The organism is Streptomyces sp. ERV7 (assembly GCF_001653515.1).
Taxonomy (GTDB): Bacteria; Actinomycetota; Actinomycetes; order Streptomycetales; family Streptomycetaceae; genus Streptomyces.
Genome location: NZ_LYOY01000051.1, coordinates 660307 through 685764 on the forward strand (window position 1 = coordinate 660307; position 25458 = coordinate 685764).

22 protein-coding genes and 2 pseudogenes are annotated in these 25458 nt (G+C 71.3%); 14 read left to right on the top strand and 10 right to left on the bottom strand.

Translation table 11 applies throughout. The features are described from left to right. Positions 1–22 precede the first annotated feature (22 nt). The 3 genes from A8W25_RS25795 to A8W25_RS25805 form a co-directional block, all read right to left on the bottom strand. On the bottom strand, positions 23–394 hold the full coding sequence (locus A8W25_RS25795) for a toxin Doc (RefSeq protein WP_079126386.1): 372 nt from the start codon (positions 392–394) through the stop codon (positions 23–25). A 2-nt stretch (positions 395–396) separates the two neighbouring features. Further along, on the bottom strand, positions 397–645 hold the full coding sequence (locus tag A8W25_RS25800) for a ribbon-helix-helix protein, CopG family (protein WP_067165550.1): 249 nt from the start codon (positions 643–645) through the stop codon (positions 397–399). 90 nt (positions 646–735) lie between these two features. Then, complete coding sequence (locus A8W25_RS25805) at positions 736–1896, bottom strand: serine hydrolase domain-containing protein (protein WP_067165552.1); 1161 nt, start codon at positions 1894–1896, stop codon at positions 736–738. A 258-nt stretch (positions 1897–2154) separates the two neighbouring features. On the opposite strand from A8W25_RS25805, the gene A8W25_RS25810 reads away from it, so the two are divergent. Continuing rightward, positions 2155–3009 (top strand): hypothetical protein, encoded by an 855-nt coding sequence (locus tag A8W25_RS25810; protein WP_067165554.1) that lies wholly within the window; start codon positions 2155–2157, stop codon positions 3007–3009. Positions 3010–3080: 71 nt separating this feature from the next. Here the strand turns inward: A8W25_RS25810 and A8W25_RS25815 are convergent, their stop codons facing one another. After that, positions 3081–3863, bottom strand: coding sequence for a helix-turn-helix domain-containing protein (locus A8W25_RS25815; RefSeq protein ID WP_158942713.1), 783 nt, complete (start codon positions 3861–3863; stop codon positions 3081–3083). 483 nt (positions 3864–4346) lie between these two features. Here A8W25_RS25815 and A8W25_RS25820 point away from each other — a divergent pair, with 483 nt between their 5' ends. Beyond that, positions 4347–4970 carry a histidine phosphatase family protein gene (locus A8W25_RS25820; protein ID WP_067165558.1) on the top strand — a complete coding sequence of 208 codons (624 nt, stop codon included), beginning with the start codon at positions 4347–4349 and terminating at the stop codon, positions 4968–4970. A gap of 163 nt (positions 4971–5133) precedes the next feature. After that, a complete protein-coding gene (locus tag A8W25_RS25825) occupies positions 5134–5946 on the top strand; it encodes an SDR family NAD(P)-dependent oxidoreductase (RefSeq protein ID WP_067165561.1) in 813 nt (270 codons plus the stop codon). Positions 5947–5968: 22 nt separating this feature from the next. Here the strand turns inward: A8W25_RS25825 and A8W25_RS25830 are convergent, their stop codons facing one another. Then, on the bottom strand, positions 5969–7000 hold the full coding sequence (locus A8W25_RS25830) for a helix-turn-helix transcriptional regulator (protein ID WP_158942715.1): 1032 nt from the start codon (positions 6998–7000) through the stop codon (positions 5969–5971). A 227-nt stretch (positions 7001–7227) separates the two neighbouring features. Between A8W25_RS25830 and A8W25_RS25835 the strand changes: the two genes are divergently transcribed. Beyond that, entirely contained in the window at positions 7228–7599 is a 372-nt protein-coding gene (locus A8W25_RS25835; RefSeq protein ID WP_158942717.1) for a hypothetical protein, read from the top strand. Positions 7600–7666: 67 nt separating this feature from the next. Here the strand turns inward: A8W25_RS25835 and A8W25_RS25840 are convergent, their stop codons facing one another. After that, entirely contained in the window at positions 7667–9892 is a 2226-nt protein-coding gene (locus A8W25_RS25840) for an RICIN domain-containing protein (protein WP_079126388.1), read from the bottom strand. 547 nt (positions 9893–10439) lie between these two features. Between A8W25_RS25840 and A8W25_RS25845 the strand changes: the two genes are divergently transcribed. Further along, positions 10440–11540: a sugar ABC transporter substrate-binding protein gene (locus tag A8W25_RS25845; protein WP_234386579.1), complete on the top strand. Its 1101-nt coding sequence runs from the start codon at positions 10440–10442 to the stop codon at positions 11538–11540. Between the two features lie 101 nt (positions 11541–11641). Here the strand turns inward: A8W25_RS25845 and A8W25_RS25850 are convergent, their stop codons facing one another. Beyond that, a complete protein-coding gene (locus A8W25_RS25850) occupies positions 11642–12175 on the bottom strand; it encodes a hypothetical protein (RefSeq protein ID WP_067165567.1) in 534 nt (177 codons plus the stop codon). Between the two features lie 451 nt (positions 12176–12626). Here A8W25_RS25850 and A8W25_RS25855 point away from each other — a divergent pair, with 451 nt between their 5' ends. The 3 genes from A8W25_RS25855 (at position 12627) to A8W25_RS25865 (ending at position 14422) form a co-directional block, all read left to right on the top strand. Beyond that, positions 12627–13166, top strand: a complete 540-nt coding sequence (locus A8W25_RS25855) for a histidine kinase (RefSeq protein WP_067165570.1) — start codon at positions 12627–12629, stop codon at positions 13164–13166. A 101-nt stretch (positions 13167–13267) separates the two neighbouring features. Further along, positions 13268–14104 (top strand): DUF4097 family beta strand repeat-containing protein, encoded by an 837-nt coding sequence (locus A8W25_RS25860; protein WP_067165572.1) that lies wholly within the window; start codon positions 13268–13270, stop codon positions 14102–14104. 132 nt (positions 14105–14236) lie between these two features. Beyond that, positions 14237–14422, top strand: coding sequence for a hypothetical protein (locus A8W25_RS25865; protein WP_067165575.1), 186 nt, complete (start codon positions 14237–14239; stop codon positions 14420–14422). Positions 14423–14507: 85 nt separating this feature from the next. On the opposite strand, the gene A8W25_RS25870 is transcribed toward A8W25_RS25865, so the two are convergent. Both A8W25_RS25870 and A8W25_RS25875 read right to left on the bottom strand, forming a co-directional pair. After that, positions 14508–14858, bottom strand: coding sequence for a VOC family protein (locus tag A8W25_RS25870; RefSeq protein ID WP_067165577.1), 351 nt, complete (start codon positions 14856–14858; stop codon positions 14508–14510). Between the two features lie 153 nt (positions 14859–15011). After that, positions 15012–15875 (bottom strand): class I SAM-dependent methyltransferase, encoded by an 864-nt coding sequence (locus A8W25_RS25875; protein WP_067165580.1) that lies wholly within the window; start codon positions 15873–15875, stop codon positions 15012–15014. A 137-nt stretch (positions 15876–16012) separates the two neighbouring features. On the opposite strand from A8W25_RS25875, the pseudogene A8W25_RS35140 reads away from it, so the two are divergent. From A8W25_RS35140 to A8W25_RS25900, 6 genes and pseudogenes are all read left to right on the top strand, one after another. Further along, positions 16013–17332, top strand: a pseudogene (locus A8W25_RS35140) (lipase maturation factor family protein); the annotation flags it as partial. A gap of 189 nt (positions 17333–17521) precedes the next feature. After that, positions 17522–18226, top strand: a pseudogene (locus A8W25_RS35145) (ATP-binding cassette domain-containing protein); the annotation flags it as partial. Next, positions 18223–19563, top strand: coding sequence for an ABC transporter permease subunit (locus A8W25_RS25885; RefSeq protein WP_107470792.1), 1341 nt, complete (start codon positions 18223–18225; stop codon positions 19561–19563). The pseudogene A8W25_RS35145 and the gene A8W25_RS25885, both read left to right, overlap by 4 nt. Before the next feature lie 228 nt (positions 19564–19791). After that, on the top strand, positions 19792–21705 hold the full coding sequence (gene dxs, locus A8W25_RS25890; RefSeq protein ID WP_067167226.1) for a 1-deoxy-D-xylulose-5-phosphate synthase: 1914 nt from the start codon (positions 19792–19794) through the stop codon (positions 21703–21705). 209 nt (positions 21706–21914) lie between these two features. After that, entirely contained in the window at positions 21915–23390 is a 1476-nt protein-coding gene (locus A8W25_RS25895; RefSeq protein ID WP_067167228.1) for an amino acid permease, read from the top strand. Positions 23391–23530: 140 nt separating this feature from the next. Further along, positions 23531–25003, top strand: coding sequence for an ArnT family glycosyltransferase (locus tag A8W25_RS25900; protein WP_067167231.1), 1473 nt, complete (start codon positions 23531–23533; stop codon positions 25001–25003). Here the strand turns inward: A8W25_RS25900 and A8W25_RS25905 are convergent. Next, entirely contained in the window at positions 24967–25374 is a 408-nt protein-coding gene (locus A8W25_RS25905) for an NTP pyrophosphohydrolase (protein ID WP_067165583.1), read from the bottom strand. The genes A8W25_RS25900 and A8W25_RS25905 overlap by 37 nt on opposite strands. Positions 25375–25458: the final 84 nt, after the last annotated feature.

Consider the following 25458-nt stretch of genomic DNA (forward strand, 5'->3'; position numbering starts at 1 on the left):
ATTCCGGCCAGACGGGCGAAGGTCAGATCCGCCAGGACCGTATCCGGTCGGCCGCGTCGTAGGCATCGGTGTGGCCCGCGTCTATGTCCCGGGCGAGGTCGATGAGGGCGCCGTACGGGGCGTCCAGGCCCTCGCCCGCCGCGTTCATGTACGCGACCACCACCGCCGCGCCGAAGAGCGCGTTACGGGCGGGCAGGGGGCGCAGCCGGATGATCGCGTGCATCAGTGCGCCCGCCCGCCAGGAGTTGTCGACGGTCGCCTCCACCCGGGGGGTGTTGACGCGGTGGCGGCCGACGGCGGCCACCAGGCTGGAGAAGTCATGGACCGTGGGCTGCTTGGGCAGCACTTCCGTCTGGCGTTCGAGCAGCCAGCGGATGTCGATGTGGAACTCCACCGTCAGGCGGCCCGCCCCGAGGAGTCCCGCTGGTCGGGGGCGTCGTCGGGGAAGGCCTCGTCGAAGGCGTCGCCCTGCTCGGCGATGAAGGAGCGGAAGACCTCCGCCGCACCTTCCAGCCGTGGATCGCGCACCGCCTCGTACGCCGCCTGCGTGATGAGCGCGGTCACCGTCGACCCCTCCGCCGCCGCGCGCTCCTTCAGCAACGCGTGCAGTTGGTCGTCGACCCGGATCGTCACTGACTTGGACATGCTTCGACCGTACAGCAGCCCGTACAGCGCGGAACCCCTTCCCCCGAAACGGCCCTGCGGCCGGCCGCTCGGACAACTGCCTTACGAACGTCAGACGTTCGCCGCCCAGCGCCAGAAGTCCCGCATCCGGGTGGGGAGCGGGCTGGGGCCGGTCAGCTCCAGCTGTGTGAGCAGGATCGTGGCCGTGCCGGTGGACGGGACGATGTGCGCCGCCGTTCCGGTGCCGCCGACCCAGCCGAACCGGCCCGGCACGTTCCACGGGTCGACCACCGCCACGTCGACCGCGCCGCCGAAGCCCCAGCCCTGCCCCTCCAGGAACAGCGTGCTCGCCTCGCGCTGGGCCCGGGTGAGATGGTCGGTCGTCATCTGCCGTACGGAGTGGGGCGACAGGACGGAGCGGCCGTCGAGCGTGCCCCCGGCGAGCAGCATCCGGGCGAAGGCGTGCAGATCGTCGGCGGTCGAGACGAGCCCGCCCGCTCCGGACGGGAACGCGGGCGGCGTGCTCCACTGCCCATCCCGCGCGTCGACCAGCTCCAGGCCGCCGGAGCCCGCGGCCCCGGCCCGGTAGTAGCCGGTGAAACGGCCCAGGTCGGCGGCCGGGACCGCGAACCCGGTGTCGGTCATGCCCAGCGGCCCGAAGAGCCGCTCGGCCAGGAACTCGCTCAGCGGGAGCCCGCTGACCCGGGCGATCAGCACGCCCTGGATGTCCGAGCACGCGTTGTACAGCCACGCCTCGCCGGGCTGGTGCAGCAGGGGGATACGGCCCAGCGCCGCCACCCACGCGTCCGGCGCCGCGACGGCCTGCGGCTGCGGCGGCCCCTGCAGCAGCTCGGTGAAGAGCGGCTTCACCGCCGGGAGCGAGAAGTCGGCCGGAAACCCGTATCCGGCGCGGAAGGTGAGCAGGTCCTCCACGGTGATGGGGCGCGCGGCCGGGACCACGTCGTCGACCGGGCTCGCGGGCGTGCGCACCACCGTGGGCGACGCCAGCTCCGGAAGCCACTCCCGCACCGGCGCGTCCAGCGCGATCCGCCCGTCGTCGACGAGTGCCAGCACCGCCGCGGCCACGATCGGCTTGGTCAGCGAGGCGATACGGAAGAGGGAGTCCCGGGCCATGGGCGCGCTGCCCTCGACGTCGGCGGACCCGACGGCCGCCACCTCCACCCGGCCTCCCCGGGACACCAGGCCCACGGCGCCGGGCGCACAGCCGTCACCGCCCACGTGCTCGCTGAGGATGTCGTGCAGCTCGCTCATCGGTCCACCTTCGGGAGTCGTCGCTCGGCAGTCACAGGGAAGACCGGCGGCGGCGCCCGAACTCATCGGTTCCGACGACGAATACGAGAGATGCCGATGAGTCGCGCCTCCTGCCGCCGCTTCGGCGACGGGTCCCCGCTGCTGCCCCGAAACCCTCGCTGACCCTTCCCACCTGCGCAGACGGCTAAGATCACGGGGATTTTTCACAACGGGGAAGGATTGCGACCTGTGCGCGTTTGGGGCAGGGGCATAGCGCTGGTGACCGCGGGAGCGGCGCTCGCGGTGATGCTGGCAGGGTGCGGAAGCGGCGAGTCCGAGCACGACGGCGGGAGCGGTGGCTCGGCGGACCCGGAGCGGGGCGAAGGGGCGTCGGACAAAGGATCCGCCACCGGGGCCGGCAAAGGAGCGGACGTCCGCTCCGCGTTGACGGCGGCGGCCAGGAAGACCGGCGAGCAGGCCTCGTACAAGACGCTCCAGACGGGGACGCCGGGCTCGGGCCGCTCCGAGATGCTGTTCCAGAAGTCGCCGTCCGCGAGCGTCATCAAGTCGTGGAACAAGCCGTCCAAGGCCAGTCCGAGCGGCTTCAGCCAGGTGATCTCGCTCGGCGGGAAGACCTATGTCCACACGGACGAGGTGCCCGGCAAGAGCTGGTACACCCTGGACGACGGCGCGGACGCCGGCCGTGACAAGGGCTCCGGCGAATCGCGGGCCGCGGGATACGTACCGGAGTTCACGGGCGCGCTCGCCGCGTCCCCGTCCACCCGGCGCGTGGGCGAGGAGCGGGTGGGCGGGCGCCCGGCCGACCACTACCGGGGCACGGTCGTCGTGGACGAGCTGGCCGCGTACACCGGGCCCGCCATCGACAAGGGCGTCCGCGACAGCTATGTCGCGAGCACCCGGCAGCAGGGCATGAGCTCGGTCGTCATCGACCTGTGGGTCGGCAAGGACGGCCTCGTCCTCAAGTCGCAGGAGGCGGGCCGGGGTTCGAAGGGCCCCGGGCTCGTCGTCGAGGAGTACTCGGACTTCGGCGCGGTCCCGGCGATCATGGCGCCCGCGGCGAACACCGTCGCCACCTGGAAGGAGTTCGTCGACGGCATCTCGGAGCGGTCGTAGGCGGTACGGACGTGCGTGAGGGGTGCCGCCGGGTCCGGCGGCACCCCTCTGTCGTCGCGTCGGGAACGGGGTCAGCGGTTGAAGACGCTGGTGCGGCTCCCTTCGACGGCCGCCGTGCCGTCCAGCGGGGTGGCGTTGGCGAGTCCGCACAGCTGCGCGGGCGTCAGACCCGCCAGCGCCTTGAAGTCGCGGTTCAGATGCGCCTGGTCGTAGTAGCCGCACGCCGCCGCGAGTTCGGCGAGCGACCCGTGCGAGCCGTACGGCAGCGTCAGCGCGCGCTGGAACCGCAGGATCCGCGCGACCGACTGCAGCGGCAGACCGATCTGCTCCCGGAAGAGCACCTGGAGCCGCCGGCCGCCGCGGCCGGTGGCCCCGGCCAGCTCACCCAGCGTCATCCCGCCGTGGCGTGCGCTCAGCCTGCTCCAGGCCTCGGCGACCACGGGGGACGGCACCGGCCCGTCGGCCAGCAGGCTCGCCAGCGCGTCGTCCAGCAGCTCCCAGCGCGTCTCCCAGTCGGGCGCCGCGGCGAGCCGTCCGGCCAGCCGCTCCGTCCACCTCCTGCCCAGCAACTCGTCCGGGTGCACGGTCTCGTTCGCCAGATGGTGCATGGATATGCCCAGGCACATATAGGCGCCGAGCGGGGTGAAATCCACTTCCACGGACTGTCCGGCACCCCGGTAGCCACCGAGGACGGGTGACGTCCGAAGCCCTCCGACCAGCGAGTACCACGTTCCGGCCGCCGCCTCTTTGTCGGCGGGGTCGTACAGGTGCAACGGGTCGCCCCAGCCGACGATCAGTGTCACCGTGGCGGCGGGGAGGGTGAGCCTCGCGGGCATCCCTCCCGGTATGCGCATGCCCCGGTACTTGACCACCCGGCCTCTCAGCCAGTCAGGTGCCGCTCGTTCCACACTCTCCCCTCGGTCTTCGGTAATCAAGGATGCTTTGGCCTCCACCTGCAACCCTCTCCTCACCATGCGCGTGTTCCGCCGACCGGAATCCGGCAAGGCAGTGCGCCTTCTTACAAGACCAGCGGTCGGCCTCGGCAGCAGTCTGTGTGGGCAGAGGTGGTGAAGGCCAGGAATGAGCGAACGCCTGGCCGAATATCGGCCATCGCCGGGCGCCGGGCGCATATGCCCCTGGTCTTCGGCCAGTCGAGCGGTGGTACGACAGGCCCGGCGGGGCCGGCGGCGGCCGGTCCGTTTCCCTGTTGTCACCCGCTCACGGGGGTGGCGGGTGACAACAGGAAAGCGGACCGCCGCGCGGGAACCGCACAGCGCGCCCCGGCGTCCCTCCGGGCAGCCAGACGATCACTGTCTGCCCCAGGGAGGACCTAGCCCATGTCCGCAACGGCTGCCCGCTACCTCTACCTCGCGCGCCACGGCGAGGCCCTGCCCGACGAGAGCGGACTTACGGAGAACGGGCGGCGCCAGGCCGTCCTGCTCGGCCGGCGGCTCAAGGACGCCCCGCTCTCCCTGGTCCTGCACAGCCCGCTCGCCCGCGCGGCCGAAACGGCGCGCCTGATCCACGGCGAACTCGACGGCGTCCCCATGGAGGCGTCGGAGCTCGCCGGGGACTACATCCCGTACGTGCCCCGCAAGGAGGAGCTCCCGCCGGAGTGGGCCGACGGGCTGCTCGCCCGACTGGCCCGGTTCCCGGCGGAGATGAGCGAGCGGGGGCGCAAGCTGGCGCCCGCCGCGCTGGAGCGGTTCGCCCGGCCCGTGGACGGCGACGAGCCGCGCCACGAGCTGGTCGTCACCCACAACTTCCTGATCGGCTGGCTGGTCCGGGCCGCCCTCGACGGCCCGAAGTGGCGCTGGCAGGGGCTCAACCACGCCAACGCGGCGCTCACCGTGATCCGGTACGCGCCCGACCGCCCGGCCTCCGTCGTCTTCTTCAACGACATGGGGCATCTGCCCGCGGAACTCCGCTGGACCGGCTTCCCGCCGGAGTTCCGCGTCTGAGCGGCACGAGGGAGTCGCCGTCGGCTGCCCGCAGCCGACGGCGTACACATGTGTCCGGATTCCCGGCGGCGGTGCGCCGGTGGTCTCTGCCTATGATCGTTCGAGGGTTCGATCGCGGTGCCGGTCGAGCGGAACCGCACACGACCACGGAGGCTGAACGGGCATGGCTGAGCGACGGGTTGTCATCGTCACCGGAGGCGGCACGGGCATCGGCGCCGCCACCGCCCGGCTGCTGGGCGAAGCGGGACACCAGGTGGTCGTGTCCGGCCGTCGCCCCGAGCCGCTGCACGCGATCGCCGAGGAGACCGGCGCGCTGGCCCACCCCTGCGACATCGGCGACGCGGACGCGGTGCGGGGCCTGGTGGACGCGACGGTCGCGGCGTACGGCCGGCTGGACGGCGTGGTGCTCAACGCGGGGACCGGGCGCAGCGGGGCCGTCGGTGACACCTCCGTGGAGGACTGGGACCTGGTGATGCGCACCAACCTCACCGGACCGTTCCTGCTGCTGCGCAGCGCGCTGCCGCATCTGGTCGAGGCCCGCGGGTCCGTCGTCGCGGTCGCCTCGGTGTCCGCGCTGCGCAACGGCGTGGGCAACGCCGCGTACGCCACCTCGAAGGCCGCGCTGCTCCAGCTGTGCGGCTCCCTCGCGGTGGACTACGGGGCGAAGGGGCTGCGCGCCAACACCGTGTGCCCCAGCTGGGTGCGTACGGAGATGGCCGACCGGCGCATGGCGCGGTTCGCCGAGGAGGCGGGCCTCGCGGACGTCGACGAGGCGTACGAGACGGCCACCCGGCTGCTGCCCGCCCAGCGCCCGGGCGAGCCGCGGGAGATCGCCGAGGCCATCGCGTGGCTGCTCTCCCCGGCGGCGTCGTTCGTGAACGGCGCCACGCTCACCATCGACGGCGGGGCGACGGCGCTCGACCTCGGGACCGTGCCCTTCGGGTACCGCGTCGAGCGACGCGGGGACGCCAGCTGAGGCGTGGGGCGCGGCGCCCCCGCTAGGCCAGGCCGGTGAGGAGCTCCTCGCGGCTGTTGACGCCCGTCTTGCGGTAGATGGCCTTCAGATGGTCGTTGACCGTGTGCGGCGACAGGTCGAGCCGGCGGGCGATGTGCTTGGTGGGCAGGCCCTGGAGCACTTCCTGCATCACGGTCCGCTCCCTCGTGGTGATCCCGTACCAGACGGAGACGGCCGGCAGCAGCAGACGGCCGGGGGCCGGTTGGATCGTGACGGCCACCGCGCCCGCCTCCGGGCCTTCGAGCAGCTGGCCGTGGAGCGCGATCCAGCCGTCGCGGGTGGGGACGCGGCTGAGCGCCTGCCCGCCCGCGCGGCGGGCGAGGTGGGCGATGTTCCAGACGGTGGCGGTCAGGTCCCGCTCGTCCACCGAGCCGGCGACGGGGGCGAGCAGCCGCATCCACTCGTGCGCCGAGGGCGTGGCCGAGGTGACCTTGTCGTCGGCGCCGACGACCGCGACGCCGGGCGAGAGGCTGTAGCGCGACGGCCGCAGCGGGGCACTGGCCACGAACCGCTTCAACGCGGCGGCGAGCGGCTCGGCGAGCAGCTGCGCGTGGGCCGCCTCGGCGGTCGAGAAGGGCCTGCTGCCCCTCTCCCGTACCAGGATCAGGCCGCCCCAGGCGACGCGCGCGTGGGTGAGGCCGATGCGCATCTCGCCGCCGAACCCCTCGGGGACGCTGACGTTGCGCAGTCGTACGCGGTGGCGGTGCCGGGCCGCGCCGAGGCCGACCACGCCGACCTTCGCGGGGCCCGGGACGAGCCGTTCGAAGGGGTGCCGCTCGGCCCTGGCGTCGTCGTCGAGCGCCATCCGGCGCGCGGCCGCCTCGCTGTAGTCGTGCTCCTCGGTGAAGAGGCAGCTGGCTCTGTTCAGCGGGTCGAGCCCGGCCAGCATGTAGCCGTCGTGCGGCACGAACCGTCTCAGCTCGTCCGAGAGCGCCCGCCCGAGATCCGGCACGGTCACCACGTCCGCCGCTTCGGCCGACAGGGCACGAGAAATCGCTTCAACTCCCCCGGTCACCCCACGAGCGTAGCCCGTGACGGCCGCACGATCACGGCGATTTCAGCCCTTCCATGGTCATCTGGGCCCGGGGCGCGTGTCGGGCCGCACGTCAATGCCCAGTTCTGGGGATTTCGGACAATCCATGGGCGGAGCACAGTCGTTGCCGTGTCGGGCCCCGCACCACATCCCCACGGACCGCGCTGTCCCTGTGTTCGCCAGTGCTCCAGGACACGAAGGAGAAGCACGTGACCGATCAGTCTCAGACGCGCCGCGGCGTCATCAGGGCCGCCGGTGGTGCGGCCCTGGCCGCCGGGGCGATGGCGCTCGGCGCGCCCGCGGCGCAGGCCGCCCCGCACCACGGCACCAAGTCCGCCCCGGCGATGCCGCCCGGCGCCGCCGCCCACAACGAAGCGAGGGCACTCATGGGACTGCCGATACCCGACGAGGTGACGGCGTACCAGAACAACTGGAGATTCTGCAATTACTGCTTCGGCCTCTGGTGGAACGGCAACCCCACCAACGGCGCCTGCCCCTCCAGGAACTCCCCCGACGGCCAGCACCACGGCCCGGGCAGCTGGAACTTCATCCTGCCGGCGAACCCCGCCGAGCACATCTGACCCCTCCGAGGGTGCGGGGCGCACGCGATCCGCGTGCGCCCCGCACCTGCGTGTTGCCGGCTCCGGGTCAGGGACCCGAGACCAGGTTCACCACGTTGTTCGAGGAGTTGGCGGTCCCTCCGGTGTTGTTGATGACGTGGTTGATCGTCCCCGTGCCGCCCAGCGAGACCGTCACCATGTCGTGGAAGCGGACACCCGCCGTGTTCGGCGCCTCGAAGGAGCGCTCGGCCACCACCGACGGGTTGGCGTTGAAGTAGCAGTAGCTGCCAAGACCCCAGGCCTCGTGGCTGGTCACCGAGCCCGCGACCTTGTACGCGTCGTAGCCCCGGGTCGAGCCGTTCATCCATGCCGACTGGTTCGGCGGGTCGTAGGGCAGCTCGTTCTGGAAGAAGTACGTACGGCCGCCGTTGCCGTTCCAGATCACCTGGTGCTGCTGGTAATGCTCGACGAACAGGCCGTACATCGTCACGCCGGTGCCGTTGACGACCAGCCCGTTGGCGGCCGTGTTGCTGGTCCAGCCGACGCCGCTGCCGTGGTCGGCGCGCCACAGCCACAGGTGGTCGCCGATGACGTCCGAGCTGTCGATGACCAGGCTCTGGGTGGCCCGGCCGACGCCCGCGCCGCCGATGCGGAAGAAGACGTCGTGCAGCGAGGTCGGGTCGGCGGTGTGCCGGGCGGTCGCGCCCGGGGTGCCGACCCGCATCAGGAGCGCGGAGTTGGCGGGACCGGCGTCGATGAGCAGTCCCGCGACCTTCACTCCGTCGACGTCCGCGACGTTCATCGCGGTGATGCCGTTGTCCGGTACCAGGGTGGCGAGGCCGAGGCCAAGGACGACGGTGTCCGGGCGGTTCACCTCGATGGTCTGGTTCAGGTGGTAGACACCGGGTGTGAACAGGAGGTTCTTGCCCTGGGCCAGCGCGCCGTTGATGTCCGCCGCGGTGGCGCCGGGCTTGACCACGTAGAACTGGTCGATCGGCAGCGAGGTGCCCGCGGGAGTGCCGTTCGCCCAGGTCGTGCCCTGGGTCGCGGTGCGCAGGGCGGGGACGAACACCTTGTACGCGCCCGCCGCGTCCACGTAGAGGAAGGGCTTCTCACGGGTCACGGGGCTCTGCGCCACCGTGGTGTAGGGCGGGCTGGGGAAGGTGTTGGCCGGCGCGTTGGTGTCGCCGACGAAGACCATGTTCCAGTTGGAGCCGTTCCAGCTGCCCCACTGGCTGTTGCGCGAGAGCCACTGCTGCTGCGAACCGGACCGCACCTGGCCGTCGATCCTGGAGTCGGCCATGAACCCGCCGCTGGACCACCCGTCGTCGTCCAGCTGGAGGTTGCCGCGCACGTGCATCCGGCGGTACGGGGCGGCCTGCGAGACGGCCCACCGGTCGCTGCCGCCGGTGGGGGTGACCGACAGGTTCTCGGCGGAGCGCCAGAAGTTCTGGGTGGCGTTGCCCTGGAACCAGTCGGCCTCGGCGTGCACGGCGCCGTTGATGGTCACCGCGTCCGGGGTGAGGCCGAGCCCGGCCACCTGGGTGTAGAAGCCGACGTTGGCGTCCACGTCGTAGCTGCCCGGCTTGAAGAGCAGGGCGTGGCGCTGGGCGCCGAACTGGTTGGACTCCTGCTGTCCGAAGACCTGGTTGAGCCTGCTCTGGACGGCGGCCGAGGACATCGACGGGTCGAAGACGGACACATTGGGGCCGAGATCGGGGTCGCCTCCGCTCGGCGGCAGGCTGTCGGCGGGGCTGACCTGGAACGACTGGGCCGCACTGCCGTTGCACGCGTACTGCTGCACGCGCGCCCCGTCGGCCGTCGAGGCACCGGGGACGTCGAGGCACTTGCCGCTGTTGCGGTTGACGAAGTGGTACCTCCCGGCGGCCTCCTCGACGGGCTTCCACTGCTGGTTGCCGCCGCCGCTGTAGGTCCAGAGCTGGATCGGTGCGCCGTCGGCGGTGGAGACGTCGGTGACGTCCCAGGACTTGGTGGCGTCGTTGCGGTTGTCGACCCGGACGTAGCCGTCACCGGTCGTCTGGAACCGCCACTGCTGCGCGGTGGTGGCGTTGCAGCCGTACTGCTGGACGGCGGTGCCGTCGGCGGTCCCGGCCGACGCCGCGTCCACGCACTTGCCGCTGTGCTGGGCGGACACGGTGACCCAACCCGTCGGCAGGGGCGCGGCTTCGGCCCGGGGGGCGGCGAGGGCGCCGGTGGTCATGGAGGCGGCGAGCGCACCGACGGCCACCAGTGATGCGGCTCTGCCACGCACGCTCCGGCGGTCGGGCGGAGTGGGGGTTGCGGGAATGGTCATGGCCTCACCCTTTCTTCAAGGCGTGAAGTTAGAGCTCCCTCATGGACACGTCAAGGGTTCAGACCTCGAACGCCTGGTCTGCACCAAAGGCTTGACAAGCTGTTGCCTCACCACTTAAGTCACGGGGTGAAATAAGAGGGTTCCGCTAAGGTGTAGACCAATTTAGCCCACGCTTGGGGCTCATGCGTTCAATAGCTGAACGAATAATTCGCCCATTCAGCTACTGCGCCACATTCCTTGAAGCAATAGCCAGGCAGCAGACCACATGGCGGCCTGTAGATGATCACTACCCGCCTGAGCTGCGGGACTGTAATTCCACCGCGCGTCAAATTGACGAACCATCAGCAATTACACCAAGAAGCAAAACAGCACTGAAAGACCGTTTCACCCCGTATTGCGGGGCAGATTAAGGCTGTCCGGCCCGTATCCGAAAATTCCGTTGTCATCTCGTTAAGGGCTAACTTCTTGACGTCACCGCAGGGGCACGGTTGGCTTCCAGCCACCTCGGCCGAAATTTATGCGGCCATGTCAGGGAGGTTGTTTTTAAGTGAGCACGCGTACCGGCCGTGGAGCGATGACCGTGGGTGTCGTCGCGATGGCCGTCACCCTCGCCGCATGCGGCGGTGGGAGCAAGTCCGGCGACGGGTCCGAGACCAAGAAGAAGGACCTCAAGATAGGTCTGCTGCTGCCGGAGAAGCAGGCTGCTCGCTACGAGAAGTCGGACAAGCCGCTGATCGAGAAGATGGTCAGCGAGCTGACCAGCGGCAAGGGCCAGGTCGTCTACGCGAACGCGGAGCAGGACGCGGCCCGGCAGAACCAGCAGGTCGACGAGATGATCGGCAAGAAGGTCGACGCGCTCATCATCGACGCCGTGGACTCCAAGGCCATCGGCGGCGCGGTGCAGCGGGCGCACGAGGCGGGTATCCCGATCGTCGCCTTCGACCGGCTCGCCGAGGGCCCCGTCGACGCCTATGTCTCGTTCGACAACGAGGACGTCGGCCATGTGCAGGCCAGGGCCCTGCTGGACAACCTCGGCACGAAGGCCAAGGACGGCCAGATCGTGATGATGAACGGTGCCCGCACCGACCCGAACGCCGCCCAGTTCAAGAAGGGCGCGCACAGCGAGCTCGACGGCAAGGTGAGCATCGGGAAGGAGTACGACACCAAGGAGTGGAAGCCGGAGAACGCCGCCGCGAACATGCGGACCGCGATCTCGGCCCTGGGCAAGGACAAGATCATCGGTGTCTACTCCGCCAACGACGGCATGGCCGGCGGCATCATCAGCGCCCTCAAGGCCGCGGGTGTCTCCAAGCTGCCGCCGATCACCGGGCAGGACACCGAACTCGCCGGTGTGCAGCGCATCGTGGCGGGCGAGCAGTTCATGAGCGTCTACAAGTCGTACGCGGAGGAGAGCCCGATCGCCGCGCAGATGGCGGTCGCGCTGGCCAAGAAGCAGAGCCTGATCTCCATCGCCAACTCCAAGACCAACAGCCCGACCAAGAGCGACATCCCCACCGCGCTCGTCCCGGTCGTCGCCGTGATCAAGGAGAACATCCGCTCCACCGTCGTCGGTGACGGCCTCTACACCATCGACGAGATCTGCACGGCCAAGTACAAGGCCGCCTGCAAGTCCGCCGGACTGCAGTAGCGCCCTCGGCCGTACACGTATCGACCGACCGTGAAGACCTCTGCCCGACCGCGTGACGCGGTCGGGCAGAGGTCTTCGGGTCGTACGGCGCTTCGGGGCGGTCAGCCGCCGTAGGCCCCCTTGGGCGGGCGGCGCAGCCGGGGTTCGGGGCGCGCCGCGCCGGAGGCGCACGGCTCGAACCCGAAGGGCGCGAGCAGCTCGGCCTGGAAGGACGCGGGGGCGGTGGCGTACGCGGGCAGGGACGCCTCGTCCACGATGCGCAGGACCGGGTCCAGGACGGCTTCGAGGGCCGCCGGATGGGCGCTCGGGGCGATACCCACGGCCGCGAGCAGCCAGTGGTCCTCCTCGCCCGGTATCCGCCCGTCGTGGTCGCGCGCGGGCATCAGGGTCGGCCGGAGCCCGTGCAGCCGGAGCAGGGCTCTGTGCTCCTCCTCGTCGATGGAGACGCCCGGCGGGATCCACACCGCCGCCGCCTCGGGCGCTCCGGAGCCCGACTCGGCGACCCACACCTTGCCGGTCTCCAGACCGAAATGCGCGAGGATGAGCCGGAGTTGGGCCTGTGAGGCCGAGACGAGAGCGGCGGTCTCGGGCGGGAGCCCGTGATCGCCGGAGAGCAGGCGGACTATCGCGTTCACATCCTGCAGGGACGCACGCCGAGCGCTGACCCTGTGCGCAAAGGTGAGGGCCATAAGCCGTGCCTTTCGCTGTGGTGCGTGAGGACGGCAGTGGCCTCACGCACCTCTTTGGCTTCTCTTTACCGAGGCTACCCGCCCAAGGGTAAGGGCATCGTATGAATCGGGGACCCCTCGGCCGACCGGGAATTGTACGCCGGAGGAGGCGCCCGGGGCGCCCGGGGCGCGCGTCGGCACCGGGGCGCCCTCGCCGCTCGCCGCGGATCCATGGAGCCGCGCGGAGCCACTCGGCCCGCGCTCCCCTCAGGCCCTTCTCTGACCTGCGGGGACGGGTCCACGAAGAAGCTTGACGCCACTCCCGCGCCACATGCGGCACCACACTTGGCGCCACCGATGGTGCCATTCACCCATTCGAGGGGTTGCCTTGGCGCCACAGTGGTGCCACTCTGGCGTTATGGACCTCACGCCCTACGTCGACAACCTCCGCCATGAGCTCGCGGTCGCCGCGGACGCGGGCGGGGACGAAGCCCGCGCGCTGGCGGAGCGGCTGACCACCCCGCTCGAGTCGGCGGTCCGGCTCACCCTGCTCAACGCGCTGTCCGCGGCCACGGACGAGATCACCCGGGAGCTGGCGCCCGGCTCGGTCGATGTGCGGCTGCGGGGCCTCGACCCCGAGTTCGTGGTCACCACGCCACCGGGCCTGGAGGCGTACGAGCAGAGCGAGCCGCGGGAGAGCGCACCGAGCGGGCCGCGGATGCCCGTGGCGCCGGCCCCCGCGGACGGGGAGGAGGGCGGGACGGCACGGATCAACTTCCGTCTGCCGGCCCACCTCAAGACGCGCGTCGAGGACGCCGCCGGCCAGGAGGGCCTGTCGGTCAACGCCTGGCTGGTCCGGGCCGTGGCGACCGCCCTGGAGCCCGGCGACGGCGGCGGCCCCGGCCCCACCCGCAGCCGCCACCGGGGCGGCCAGGGCTTCACCGGCTGGGTGCGCTAGCCGGCGCCCGGGCCCTGTCCGGCGAGCAGACCGGAACCACGCCATCCCTCACCCGCCCGACCGGCGGGAGCACCCACCAGAGCCAAGAGGACGGGACAGCCATGCCGCACTTCGACACACCCCAACCGATCTCCGTCATCCTCGAATTCGACATCGGCTCGGCCCGCGTCACCGCGGGCAAGCGCACGGACACGGTCGTCGAGGTGCTCCCCCGCGACGGCGCCGCCGAGGCCGACGTGCGGACCGCGCAGCAGACGCAGGTGACCTACTCGGGCGGCAAGCTGGTGGTCAAGGGGCCCAAGAAGCGCTCCCTGTTCAGCCGCAGCGGGTCGCTGGACATCAGCATCGAGCTCCCCGTTGGATCCCGGCTCCAAGGGACCGCGCCCCTGGGGGACTTCGTCACCGAGGGACTGCTCGGGGACTGTGCCCTCAAGACCTCGGCCGGTGACATCCAGGTCGAGCACGCGGCAGCCGCCCGGCTGAAGACCGGCCACGGCGACATCCGGCTGGGCAGCGCGAGCGGGGACGTCGACGTCTCCGGGTCGGGCCGGGTGGAGATCGGCGAGGTCGGTGGCAGCGCCACGGTGAAGAACGTCAACGGCGAGACCGCCATCGGCGAAGTCACCGGCGACGTACGGGCGAACGCGTCCAACGGCCGGATCTCGCTCGGTGTCGCCCACGCCGGAGTCGACGCCAAGTCCGCCAACGGCGGCATCCGGGTCGCCGACGTGCGCCGCGGCCAGGTCGTGCTGATGTCGGCCATGGGGGACCTGGAGGTCGGCATCCGCGAGTCCACCGCCGCCTGGCTCGACGTCAACACCCGGATGGGGATCGTCCGCAACTCCCTGGGCACGGCGGACGGCCCGGGCACCGAGGAGCACACGGTCGAGGTGCGCGCGCGGACCGGTCTCGGCGACATCGTGATCCGCCGCGCCTGAGAGCCGAGTCCATGGACCCCCGTCGTCCGCCCGGGGCGCGGGCGGGTTCAAAGACAGGCGCTGGTTCAAAGACAGGCCCTGACCGTCCGCCGGGCCGCACCCGGCCCGCCCTACCGAGGGGGAACGAACGCCATGACCACACCCACCGCGCAGGCGCGACCCTCGACGGCGATCGGCGCCGTCGAGCTCCGCCGGTCGTACGACGACACCCTGGTGCCCGACGGCATCGGTCCGAGCACCGCCGAGGAGCACCTGAGGGTGACGGCGGCCGGCTGTCTGTGGGCGCTGGTGGCGCTCAACCGGGCGGCCCGGCGCTAGAGCGGTCGGCGATTGCCGGTTGCCGGTTGCCGGTTGCCGGTTGCCGGGGATGTCGACCGGTGGTGACGGGCCCGGCAACCGTGTCTCAGAGGCTGTGGGCGACCGGGTGGCGGGGTTCGTAGAACGCGAGCTCGCCCCCGCTGGGCAGGCGGACCGCCGCGATACGGCCCCAGGGCTGGTCGCTGACCGGCCGGGTGAGCTCGACCCCCTTGGCCGTGAACTCCTCCACCTGGGCGGTGATGTCGTCGCACATCAGATACAGCTCGTGCTTGGGCTCGTCCGTGGTGGGATGGAAGGCCAGCTCGGCGGGCGGAAGCCGGAAGATGAGCCAGCCCTGGCCCGCGTCCACCCCGGGGAAGCCGAGCACGTCCCGGACGAAGGCCCGGTCGGCGTCGGCGTCCGTGCTGTAGAAGATGGCGTGCGCGCCACTGAACATGCTGCCCTCGCTTCGTCGTTCTTCCGCACCGGCTTGTCCCCGGCATCCTCGCAGCCGGACCGCGGGCCCCTCGTCGACACGCGCGACCCGCCCGGACGCTACCGCGTGCGGACGCGGCGGAAGTCGAGCGTCACTGGAGCGTGCCGCCGCGTGTCACAGCTGAACGGCCGCGTCCCCGGCGGGCCTTCGGCCCCGTACCGCCCAGGCGCGGGCCGTGAGGGCGATCGAGCCGTCCGGCCGTGTCGGCACGGCTTGGCGCAGCGCCGTGCGCAGCCGGTCGCGGGCGGCCGGTGTCAGCGCGGCCACATAGCCGGGGGCCGGGCCCTGCCCGCTCAGGAAGGGCTCCCACAGATCGGCGAAGCCGGTGAAGACGGTGTCCACCCCGATCCCGTCCACCGCCACGTCGACGAGCCCCGCGCCCCGCCAGAGCTCCCGCAGCGGATCCGGGCGGCACAGCGGGAACCGACGGCCCTCGTGCAGCGTGGCCGCCGCCGGGTCCAGGGCGAGGGCGGTGTCCCAGAAGTGGCGCAGCAGTCGCATCCCGTCCGCGTAGTCCCAGACGTACGCCGCCACCGTTCCACCGGGCCGCACCACCCGCACCGCCTCGGCGACGGCCGACGCGGGCCCGGGCAGGAAGTTCAGCACGAGCCCGCTGACCGCGACGTCGCAGGAGGCGTCCGGCACCGGCAGCGCCCGGGCGTCCGCCACGGCGAACCGCGCCCGTGCGGCGTCCCCGGGGGCGTGGAGCGCGGCGAGCAGCCCGCGCGCCGAGGCCGCGAACCCGGCGGAGCGGTCCACCCCGAGGAGCGCGGCCGGTCCGCACCGGGCGGCCACGGTCGCGGTCAGCGCCCCGGTACCGCAGCCCACGTCCAGCCATCGCAGCCCGTCGGGGCGGTCCAGCCACGCCACGAACCGCTCGGCGACCGTGCGGCTCCAGCGGCCCATGTACCGCTCGTAGGCGGTCCCGGCCGCCCAGATGTCGAAGCGCCGCTCCGCCCCGGTGTGCCCGCCTTCCATGCCCTCACGATCCCCGACCCGGCCGAACCGCGCGAGGCGTCACGTTCAGCCGTCCCCGGAGCGGCGTTCAGCGAGCCGTACACCCGATCACCCCCGCCCCGCAGGCCACCCGCGTCACTCAGCGTCACAATGAAACCGTGGAGTGGTTCGTCGCACCCGACTACTGGCTGAGCCGGCTGGTCTTCCAGCGGACGCTCGCCGCGATCTACCTGGTCGCGTTCCTCGGCGCGGCCCTGCAGTTCCGGGCCCTGATCGGCGAGCGCGGCATGCTCCCGGTCCCCTGGTACGTCGAGCGGGTGCCGTTCCGCCGGGCCCCGAGCGTCTTCCACTTCCGCTACTCGGACCGCTTCTTCGCCGGCTGGTCCTGGACCGGCGTCCTGGTCTCGGCGGGGCTGCTGGCCGGGGTCGACGCCCGGGTGCCGCTGTGGGGCGCGATGCTGCTGTGGCTGCTGCCCTGGGCGCTGTATCTGTCGATCGTGAACGTGGGACAGACCTGGTACGCCTTCGGCTGGGAGTCACTGCTCCTGGAGGTCGGGTTCCTCGCGGTGTTCCTGGGCAACGACGAGGTCGCGCCGCCGGTCGTCGTGCTGTTCCTGATGCGCTGGGCGCTGTTCCGCGTCGAGTTCGGGGCGGGGCTCATCAAGATGCGCGGCGACGAGTGCTGGCGCAAGCTGACCTGCCTCTACTACCACCATGAGACCCAGCCCATGCCCGGCCCGCTGAGCTGGTTCTTCCACCATCTGCCGAAGCCGTTCCACCGAGCGGAGGCCGCCGCCAACCACGTCACCCAACTGGCCGTCCCCGTACTGCTGTTCGCCCCGCAGCCGATCGCCACGGCGGCCGCCTCGCTGATGGTCCTCACCCAGCTATGGCTGATCCTGTCCGGCAACTTCTCCTGGCTGAACTGGACGACGGTCGCCCTGGCCCTCACGGCCGTCGACTTCTCCCCGCTCACCGGCGCCCGGCACTTCCCGGCCACCCCGCTCTGGTACGAGGTCGTGGTCCTCGCCGTCGCCGCGTTCCTGCTCTTCCTGAGCTACCGCCCGGCCCGCAACCTGCTCTCGCGCGGGCAGATCATGAACTACTCCTTCGACCCGCTGCACCTGGTCAACACCTACGGCGCGTTCGGCAGCGTCAGCCGGCTGCGGCTCGAAGTCGTCATCGAGGGGACGGCGGACCCGCTCCCGCTCGCCGACTCCGACTGGCGGGAGTACGAGTTCAGGGGCAAGCCCGGGGATCTTCGGCACTGGCCGCGCCAGTTCGCGCCGTACCATCTGCGGCTCGACTGGCTGATGTGGTTCGCCGGTCTCTCCCCGGGCTACGCGCGGCCGTGGTTCGGCCCCCTGGTGGAGCGCCTCCTGGACAACGACCCCGACACCCTGCGCCTGCTCAGGCGCTCCCCGTTCCCGCCCGACAGCCTCCGGCGCCCCGCCCTCCTTCTCAGCCCCCGCTATCGGGCGGGGCGCCGGACGGAAACGCTTCTCCTCCTCGTTCTCTTCTGCTCAAACCTCCGCGCCCCTCTCCTCGGGCGCGGCATCCCCGCCGGTCAGGCGGCGAAGGAGATGGTTCACGTGTCCGCTACGCCCGTGCTGGCGTTGCGCGGGGTCTCCAAGCGGTTCGGTGCCGTTCAGGCGCTCACCGACGTAGAGCTTGAGGTCCACGCCGGTGAGGTGGTCGCCCTGGTGGGCGACAACGGAGCCGGAAAGTCCACGCTGGTCAAGACGATCGCAGGGGTGCACCCCATCGATGACGGCGTCATCGAGTGGGAGGGCCGCGGCGTACAGATCAACAAGCCGCACGACGCCCAGGCGCTCGGCATCGCGACCGTCTACCAGGACCTCGCGCTCTGCGACAACATCGACGTCGTCGGCAACCTCTACCTCGGCCGGGAGCTGCGCAAGCGCGGCATCCTCGACGAGGTCGAGATGGAGCGCCGCTCGCGCGAGCTGCTCACCACGCTGTCGATCCGCATCCCGAGCGTCCGCATCCCGATCGCGTCGCTCTCCGGAGGCCAGCGCCAGACGGTCGCGATCGCCCGTTCGATGCTCGGCGAGCCCAAGCTCGTCATCCTCGACGAGCCGACCGCGGCCCTCGGCGTCGAGCAGACCGCCCAGGTCCTCGACCTGGTCGAGCGGCTGCGCGAGCGCGGCCACGCGGTCATCCTCATCAGCCACAACATGGCCGATGTGAAGGCCGTCGCGGACAAGGTCGCCGTACTGCGCCTCGGCCGCAACAACGGCGTCTTCGAGGTCAAGACCACCTCGCAGGAAGAGATCATCTCCGCCATCACCGGCGCCACGGACAACGCCGTGACCCGTCGTGCGGCGCGCAACGCGGAGGTTCAGAAGTGAGCACCGACAAGACCTCCCCCGTGGACAAGGCCGCGGCGGCCGACCCGACCGCGCCCATCCACCTCGACAAGCCGCACGAGGCCCCCGTGGACGCGCCGCCGGCCGCGGGCGAGGCGGTCACCGCCGTCGACCCGCGCCTGCTGGTGCGTGAGCAGGGCTTCGCGGGCTACCTGTCCGAGTTCAAGCGCAAGATGAAGGCGGGCGACCTCGGGTCGCTGCCGGTCGTCGTCGGCCTGATCGTCATCATGGCGATCTTCCAGAGCCTGAACTCGAACTTCCTGACCGCCGGCAACCTCTCCGACATCTCGGTCGCCATGGTCGGTACGGGCATGATCGCCACCGGCATCGTCTTCGTGCTGCTGCTCGGCGAGATCGACCTCTCGGTCGGCTCGGTCAGCGGTGTCGCGGGCGCCACCTTCGCGGTGCTCAACGTCACCCACGGCATGGCCGAGTGGCTCGCCCTGGTCCTGGCGATCCTCACCGGTACGGTCGCCGGTGCCATCCACGGCTTCGTCTTCGCCAAGATCGGCGTCCCCGCGTTCGCCGTGACCCTGGCCGGTCTGCTGTTCTGGAACGGCTTCATGCTCCAGGTGCTCGGCAGCAACGGCACGATCAACCTGGACTCCGAAGGCCTGGTAGCCAAGCTGACCAGCTACTACTTCACCGATGTGGCGGCCGCCTACGGCCTGGCCGTCATCGCGGTGGTGGCGTTCTTCCTCACCTCGCTCATGGACAGCCGGCGCCGCGAGGCGGCCGGGGTGCCGTCCCGCCCGTTCAGCGAGATCGTGCTGCGCACGGTGCTCCTCGCGATCCCCGCGTTCGGCGTCGCCGCCGTCTACAACCAGTACAAGGGCCTCCCGCTCGCGGTGGTGCTCTTCCTGGCGGTCCTGGTGCTCACCGACTTCGTGCTGCGGCGCACCGCGTACGGCCGCAAGGTCTTCGCGCTCGGCGGCTCCATCGAGGCCTCCCGCCGGGCCGGCATCAACGTGGTGATGGTCCGCACCTCCATCTACGCGATCTCCGGCACCTTCGCGGCCATCGGCGGTCTCTTCCTCGCCTCGAAGATCACCGCGGCCAACCAGGGCGCGGGCAGCGGCGAGCTCCTGATGAACGCCATCGCGGCGGCCGTCATCGGCGGCACCAGCCTCTTCGGCGGCCGCGGCCGCACCTGGAACGCGCTGCTCGGTGTGCTGGTGATCACCTCGATCCAGTACGGCCTGGCTCTGCAGGGCATCGCCTCGCCGATCCAGTACATGATCACGGGTGGCGTACTGCTCGCGACCGTCGTGATCGACGCGGTCACCCGCAAGACCCAGAAGTCCGCAGGTCGCGCCTGACCCGCGGCCCGAACCCCCCGACACCCCTTGCGGGGCAAGGGGGGACCCCACGGACGGACCACGGACGTGCCCGGTGCCCTCGGCGGCGCCGGGCACGTCCGTACGCGTGCGCGGATGTCAGCCATTCGCGTGACGCCGAACGCACCGCCCGATGACCGCCGTCGCGAACGGAACATTAGACTCGGCGGAATCGGCATGCTCGACCAGCACGGATGCAAGGAGGCACGGGTGCCGCTGCTTACCCGTATCAGGGGACCGCGCGATCTCGACCGGCTCAGCCCGGAGCAGCTGGACCAGCTGGCCGCTGAGATCCGGACCTTTCTCGTGGACGCGGTCTCCAAGACCGGCGGGCACCTCGGCCCCAACCTGGGTGTCGTGGAGCTCACCATCGCGCTGCACCGCGTCTTCGAGTCGCCCAAGGACAAGGTCCTGTGGGACACCGGCCACCAGAGCTATGTGCACAAGCTCCTCACCGGCCGCCAGGACTTCTCCAAGCTGAAGATGAAGGGCGGGCTCTCCGGCTACCCGGCCCGCGCCGAGTCCGAGCACGACTTCATCGAGAACAGCCACGCCTCCACCGTGCTGGGCTGGGGCGACGGCCTGGCCAAGGCCAACGAGGTCCTGAAGCGGGACGCCCATGTCGTCGCGGTCATCGGCGACGGCGCGCTCACCGGCGGCATGGCCTGGGAGGCGCTGAACAACATCGCCGCCGCCAAGGACCGCCCGCTGGTCATCGTGGTCAACGACAACGAGCGCTCGTACGCGCCGACCATCGGCGGCCTCGCCAACCACCTGGCGACCCTGCGCACCACCGACGGCTACGAGCGCTTCCTGGCCAAGGGCAAGGACCTCCTGGAGCGCACCCCGGTCGTCGGCAAGCCGCTCTACGAGACGCTGCACGGCGCCAAGAAGGGCCTCAAGGACTTCATCGCCCCGCAGGGCATGTTCGAGGACCTCGGCCTGAAGTACGTCGGCCCGATCGACGGCCACGACATCGAGGCCCTGGAGTCCGCCCTGACGCGCGCCAAGCGCTTCGGCGGCCCGGTCATCGTGCACTGCCTCACCGAGAAGGGCCGCGGCTACCAGCCCGCCCTGGCGGACGAGGCCGACCGCTTCCACGCCGTCGGCAAGATCCACCCGGACACCGGACTGCCGGTCTCCACCTCGGGCCTGGACTGGACCTCGGTCTTCGGCGAGGAGATGGTCAAGCTCGGCAAGGAGCGCGAGGACATCGTCGCGATCACCGCGGCCATGCTCCAGCCGGTCGGCCTCGACAAGTTCGCCAAGGCCTTCCCCGAGCGGGTCTACGACGTGGGCATCGCCGAGCAGCACGCCGCGGTCTCCGCGGCGGGCCTGGCCACCGGCGGGCTGCACCCCGTCTTCGCCGTCTACGCCACCTTCCTCAACCGTGCCTTCGACCAGGTCCTGATGGACGTCGCCCTGCACAAGTGCGGGGTGACCTTCGTCCTGGACCGGGCCGGGGTCACCGGCACGGACGGCGCCTCGCACAACGGCATGTGGGACATGTCGATCCTCCAGGTCGTCCCCGACCTGCGGATCGCGGCCCCGCGCGACGCCGACCAGGTGCGCGCGCAGCTCCGTGAGGCCGTGGCGGTCGAGGACGCCCCGACCGTCGTGCGCTTCTCCAAGGGCGCGGTCGGCCCCGCCGTCCAGGCGGTCGGCCGGATCGGCGGCATGGACGTGCTGCGCGAGGCCGACGCGGAGCGCCCCGACGTGCTCCTGGTCTCGGTCGGCGCGCTCGCCCCGATGTGCCTGGAGATCGCCGACCTGCTCGACGCCCAGGGCATCTCGACGACCGTGGTCGACCCGCGCTGGGTCAAGCCGGTCGACGAGGCGCTGGCGCCGCTCGCCGAGACCCACCGCGTGGTCGTCACCGTCGAGGACAACAGCCGCGTCGGCGGTGTCGGCTCGGCCGTCGCCCAGGCACTGCGCGACGCGGGCGTCGATGTGCCGCTGCGCGACTTCGGCATCCCGCCGCGCTTCCTGGACCACGCCTCCCGCAAGGAGGTCATGGCCGAGATCGGGCTGACCGCGCCGGACATCGCACGTCAGGTCACCGGCCTGGTCGCCAGGCTCGGCGGCCTGGAGAGCGAGAGCGCCGTGGAGCCCGCGCGCGACTGACACCTTCGACGCGCGTCTTATGACGCGCGGCCTCCACCGGCTTTGACGCGCGGCCTCCACCGGCTTGCGCACCGGTCAACGGGCCGGTTCGATCGCCCTGTACGGGTGGTTGGACCGGCCCAATCGCGTGAATTACGGCCGCCACCCGGTACCCGTACCGCGTCTCGTCCCGATCATGACGGGGACATGAGCTAGCGGAGGTGCACAAGGTGGCTGGTACCGGACTGTTTCGGACCAAATCAATTGAGAAGTCCATCGCGGACACGGAGGAGCCGGAACACGCGCTCAAGAAGTCGCTGTCGGTACTCGATCTGACGGTCTTCGGGGTCGGTGTCATCATCGGCACCGGCATCTTCGTCCTCACGGGCAAGGTCGCCAAGGAGAACGCGGGACCGGCGGTCTCCCTCGCGTTCGTGGCCGCCGGTGTCGTCTGCGCGCTGGCGGCGCTCTGCTACGCGGAGTTCGCCTCCACGGTCCCGGTCGCCGGGTCCGCCTACACGTTCTCGTACGCCTCGCTCGGCGAGCTCCCCGCCTGGACCATCGGCTGGGACCTGGTCCTGGAGTTCGCCCTCGGCACCGCCGTGGTCGCCGTCGGCTGGTCGGGGTACGTACGCTCGCTGATGGACAACGCGGGCTGGCACCTACCGGACTCGCTGTCCGGGCGCGAGGGCGCCGACGGCTTCGGCTTCGACATCCTCGCCGCCGCCCTCGTCCTGGTACTGACCGCCATCCTGGTCTTCGGCATGAAGCTTTCCGCACGCGTCACCTCGGTCGTCGTGGCCATCAAGGTCACCGTCGTCCTGATCGTGATCATCGCGGGAGCCTTCTTCATCAAGTCCGAGAACTACAAGCCGTTCATCCCGAAGGCGCAGCCGCAGGAAGCGGGGGGCAACCTCCAGGCGCCGCTGATCGAGCTGATGTCGGGGTACGCGCCCACCAACTTCGGTGTGATGGGCATCTTCACCGCCGCCTCCGTCGTCTTCTTCGCCTTCATCGGCTTCGACATCGTGGCGACCGCCGCCGAGGAGACCAAGAACCCGCAGCGGGACATGCCGCGCGGCATCCTCGGCTCGCTCTTCATCTGCACTGCCCTGTACGTCGCCGTCTCGATCGTCGTCACCGGCATGCAGCACTACACCGAGCTCTCCATCGACGCCCCGCTCGCCGACGCCTTCAAGGCCACCGGCCACCCGTTCTTCGGGGGTGTCATCAGCTTCGGCGCCGCCGTGGGCCTCACCACGGTCTGCATGATCCTGCTGCTCGGCCAGACCCGGGTGTTCTTCGCGATGAGCCGGGACGGGCTGCTGCCCCGCTTCTTCTCCCGCGTCCACCCCCGCTACCGCACCCCGCACCGCCCGACCATCCTGCTCGGCGTGCTCATCGCGGTCCTCGCGGGCTTCACCAGCCTCAGCGAACTCGCCGAGCTGGTGAACATCGGCACCCTCTTCGCGTTCGTCATCGTCGCGGTGAGCGTCATCATCCTGCGGCGCACCCGGCCCGATCTGCACCGCGCCTTCCGCACCCCGCTGGTGCCCTGGGTGCCGATCCTGTCGGTGGCCGCCTCGCTGTGGCTGATGCTCAATCTGCCCGCCGAGACCTGGCTGCGGTTCGGGATCTGGATGGTGATCGGCTTCGTCGTCTACTTCCTGTACGGCCGCTCCCACAGCCGTATCAACGTAGAGTGACGACCGCCGGTTCCCGGAGTTGATGACTCGGCCCCGTATGTCCCGCTTCGGCTGGAACTGCGGGGCCGGATAGCGTGCACCTCGTGCACCGTACGCCCACCGACTCCCTCGCTCCGTCACACTCCGTACGCACATCGCGGGTGCCGCGGCCGCGTACGGAGCCGGTGGCCCGGCGCGGCGCCGGATACTGGACACGGCTGCTGCCCGCGCTCGCCGCGCTGGCCGTACTGACCCGGCTGCCCTCCTTCCGGCATCCCCTGTGGAACCCCGACGAGGGCTACCTCGCCGTCCAGGCCCGCCAGCTCGCCGCCGGGGGAGCGCTGTACGACACGGTCGTCGACCGCAAGCCACCGCTGCTGCCCTGGCTGTACGAGGCCGCCTTCGCGGTGTTCGGCGACACCTCGCTCGGCCCGCTGCGGATCGCGGCCGTCGGGGCGCAGCTGCTCACCGCCGCGCTGCTCGCCTCCACCGCCCGCCGCCGCTGGGGCGACCGGGCGGGCCGGGTCGCGGGCGTGCTGCACCTGCTCGTCTCCATCGGCCTCAACCCCGAGGACACCCAGGCGGCGACGTTCGAGGTGTTCATGCTGCCGTTCACGGTCGCGGCCGTGCGCTGCGCCGACCGGCGCCAGTGGGCCCGCGCCGGGCTCGCCGTCGCCGGAGCCCTCCTCACCAAGCAGACCGGCGGCGCGGCCCTGGTCCCCGTGCTCTGGCTGATGTGGCGCACGGCCGTACCGCGCCGCGCCGCGCTGCTGCGCACCGGCGCCGCACTGTGCGGCCCGGTGCTGCTCGCCGCGCTGCTCACCGGCCCGGCCCGGTTCCTGTTCTGGACGGTCACCGGCTCCGGCGCCTACGCCTCCTTCGCCGGCTCCGAACTCCACGTCCTGGCCCGGGGGCTGGTCAACACCGCACTCCTCGCGCTCGCCTGCGCCGGAATCGTCCCGCCGGTGGTGCGGGTGCTGAGGATCGCCAGGACCGGCGCCGCGGACGTGTGGCTGTGGCTCGCCTCCTCGGCCGGGGCGGTCCTGGCCGGCTTCCACTTCTTCGGCCACTACTACCTCCAGCTGGTCCCGCCGCTGGTGCTGCTCGCCGCCGCCGCGCTGCAGATCCTGCCGCCGCAGCGGCTGACCGCCGCGCTGCTCGCCTCCGCCTGCGCCTGCGCGCTCTTCCTCTCCTGGGGCCTGCTCGCCCCGCGCCCCGAACTGGCCCACGCCGAGCGGCTGGCCGCCGCCGTACGGGAGCGCTCGGCGCCGGACGAGCCGGTCCTGGTGTGGGGCATACACCCCGAGACGTACTGGCTCTCCGGCCGCGCCCCCGCCACCCGCTATCTGACCGCCGGGCTCCTCACCAACTACAGCGGCGGCCGCGACGGCCCCCAGGTGGGCGAGAAGTACGGTGTGGAGGGCTCCTGGCCGGTCCTGCGCACGGAGCTGACCGCCCGGCCGCCCGTACTGGTCGTCGACGACTCCCGGGGCGAGCCGTACGCCCCCGAACGCCTCCCGAGCCTGCGCCGGCTGCTGGCGGCCCACTACGAGCCGCTCGCCGGGACGGTCGACGGAGCCGTGCTGTACGTACGGACTCAGCCGTCGGTGGCCTCGGTGTCCCCGGCCGGATGACGCACCGCCCGCGGCCCCACGCAGTGCGCCCCGTGCGCCTCCACCCGGCGGCGCAGCTCGCGGTCGGCCGTCACGACCAGGCAGGGGCGGTCCGGGGCCCGCCCGGCGGCCAGCTCCACGATCCGGTCGTCGCCGCTGCCGGGCGCGCTCTCCACCCGTACGCCCGCCACCGGCTCCACCCCGCGGGCCGCGCCCTCGACCACCAGGACCAGGTCGACGGGGCCCGGATGACCCGGCAGACCGGTCTCGGCGTAGCCCACCAGGCGGTCGCGCAGACGCTCCGCGGCGCCGCGCCGGTCGCGCCACCAGCCGTCCGGCACCGAGCCCACCACATTGGCCGCGTCCACGATCACCAGCGAGGTCGTCCCCATCCCGGCAGAGTGCCACGCGGCGGGGGAAAATCGCACGTCGGACCGGGGAAATCCCGCGAAATCCGGGCCCCGGAGCGAGTGTTA

What these genes read in the sequence shown, in the direction of transcription:
- A8W25_RS25820 (WP_067165558.1), top strand. Translation starts at nt 4,347, where the DNA reads ATGTCCGCAACGGCTGCCCGCTACCTCTACCTCGCGCGCCACGGCGAG.
- A8W25_RS25825 (WP_067165561.1), top strand. Translation starts at nt 5,134, where the DNA reads ATGGCTGAGCGACGGGTTGTCATCGTCACCGGAGGCGGCACGGGCATC.
- A8W25_RS25815 (WP_158942713.1), bottom strand. Translation starts at nt 3,863, where the DNA reads ATGCGCATACCGGGAGGGATGCCCGCGAGGCTCACCCTCCCCGCCGCC.
- A8W25_RS25855 (WP_067165570.1), top strand. Translation starts at nt 12,627, where the DNA reads ATGGACCTCACGCCCTACGTCGACAACCTCCGCCATGAGCTCGCGGTC.
- A8W25_RS25875 (WP_067165580.1), bottom strand. Translation starts at nt 15,875, where the DNA reads ATGGAAGGCGGGCACACCGGGGCGGAGCGGCGCTTCGACATCTGGGCG.
- A8W25_RS25840 (WP_079126388.1), bottom strand. Translation starts at nt 9,892, where the DNA reads ATGACCATTCCCGCAACCCCCACTCCGCCCGACCGCCGGAGCGTGCGT.
- A8W25_RS25870 (WP_067165577.1), bottom strand. Translation starts at nt 14,858, where the DNA reads ATGTTCAGTGGCGCGCACGCCATCTTCTACAGCACGGACGCCGACGCC.
- A8W25_RS25800 (WP_067165550.1), bottom strand. Translation starts at nt 645, where the DNA reads ATGTCCAAGTCAGTGACGATCCGGGTCGACGACCAACTGCACGCGTTG.
- A8W25_RS25905 (WP_067165583.1), bottom strand. Translation starts at nt 25,374, where the DNA reads ATGGGGACGACCTCGCTGGTGATCGTGGACGCGGCCAATGTGGTGGGC.
- A8W25_RS25805 (WP_067165552.1), bottom strand. Translation starts at nt 1,896, where the DNA reads ATGAGCGAGCTGCACGACATCCTCAGCGAGCACGTGGGCGGTGACGGC.
- A8W25_RS25865 (WP_067165575.1), top strand. Translation starts at nt 14,237, where the DNA reads ATGACCACACCCACCGCGCAGGCGCGACCCTCGACGGCGATCGGCGCC.
- A8W25_RS25860 (WP_067165572.1), top strand. Translation starts at nt 13,268, where the DNA reads ATGCCGCACTTCGACACACCCCAACCGATCTCCGTCATCCTCGAATTC.